This is a genomic window from Kitasatospora sp. NPDC057542, from assembly GCF_042801945.1.
Lineage (GTDB): Bacteria > Actinomycetota > Actinomycetes > Streptomycetales > Streptomycetaceae > Kitasatospora.
In genome coordinates this window covers 1-1447 of sequence record NZ_JBHVFE010000837.1, presented here as the reverse complement: position 1 = coordinate 1447, position 1447 = coordinate 1, and the positions used below count along the sequence as shown (strand labels likewise).

The 1447-nt window shown below is 68.1% G+C and carries 1 protein-coding gene; it reads left to right on the top strand.

Translation table 11 applies throughout. The annotated features are described in order from the left end of the window. Nucleotides 1–1412 (top strand): ricin-type beta-trefoil lectin domain protein (locus tag ACFU7Y_RS43950; RefSeq protein ID WP_380772072.1); only part of this gene is annotated, 1412 nt, incomplete at its 5' end. Nucleotides 1413–1447: the final 35 nt, after the last annotated feature.

The following is a 1447-nucleotide window of genomic DNA, read 5'->3' as shown; positions in this document are numbered from 1 at the left end:
GTTGGTGCTGGTCATCAGGGGTGGAACTCCTACTCGGGCCCTCTCAGGCTAACCCGACAAAGCGGGATGTCTCACCCAAGGCTGGCAGAGAGGGGACGGCCGGAGACATCCTTCAGTACGCCCTCACCACCGAGACCCGCACTGACGGCCTTGGCGAGTACACCACCGTCACCGCCGTCACCCCCGCCTCCGCATCCAAGATCGGCGCGGGCGTCACCACCACCGACTTCCCGACCGTCGGCTCGGACGGAGACGTGACCGGCGACGGCGTGCCCGACCTGTGGGCCCTCGACAGCTCCGGCAACCTGCACGCCTGGCCTGGCGCTGTGACCGGCAAGGTCGTGACCGGCTTCAACGGCGACCACTACCGCGGCAACACCCAGGCCCCGCAGGCCCAGTGGAAGCTCCAGGGTGACACCACCGCCAACCCCGTCAGCTACAACGCGGCCCCGAGCAACCTCACCTTCGCCGACGACACCGTCGACGGCCGTGCCACCAAGGTCGCCGTCTTCAACGGCAGCACCTCCTCCGCCACCACCGACAAGCCCGTCGTCGACACCCGCCAGAGCTTCACCGTCAGCACCTGGGCCAAGTCCACCGGCACCGGCCAGATCATCGCCAGCCAGAACACCACTCGTGCCAGCAGCTTCATCCTCTGGAGCGAAGGCAACGGCGGCGCCTGGCGCTTCGCCCTCGCCTACGCCGACGACAACAACTGGCCGTACGACTACACCGCCGTCACCAACAGCGCCGCCCTCGTGAAGAGCGACGCCTGGACCCAGCTCACCGCCAGCTACAACGCTACGACCGGCCAGATGAGCCTCTACGTCAACGGCACACTCGCCGGCAGCGCCTACCACAACGCGGCCACCAGCCCCGCCCCCAGCGGCGGCCTGGTCCTCGGCCGCTTCCAACACCAGGGCCAGCAGACCACCAGCTTCAACGGCCGCGTCAGCAACTTCGCCGTCTACAACACCCCCGCCAACCCTCCCGCCACCAGCATGGCCATTCGCCACGCCGCCAGCAGCAACTGCCTCGACGTGCCCAATGACGACACGAGCCGCGGCATCGCCATATGGCCCTGCAACAACGGTCCCGCCCAGAACCTGACCGTCGACTCCACCAACAGCACGGTCAGCCTGCGCGGAATGTGCCTCGACATCACCGGCAGAAGCACCGCCAACGGAGCCGCCGTCGGCCTCTGGACCTGCGCCCCCGGCGCCTCGAACCAGGTCTGGCTTCCCCGCGCCGACGGCAGCCTCTACAACCCCTTCTCCAATCACTGCCTCGACCTGCCCAACAACGACATCACCCCCGGAAGCCGGCTCACTGCCGTCACCTGCAACAACACACCCGCCCAGACCTGGAGCTTCCCTGCCCTGAGGACCCCCATCCTCCCCGTCAACCCCTGACCGATCACGCATGAGACTGGGCCCCCAGCGCACCG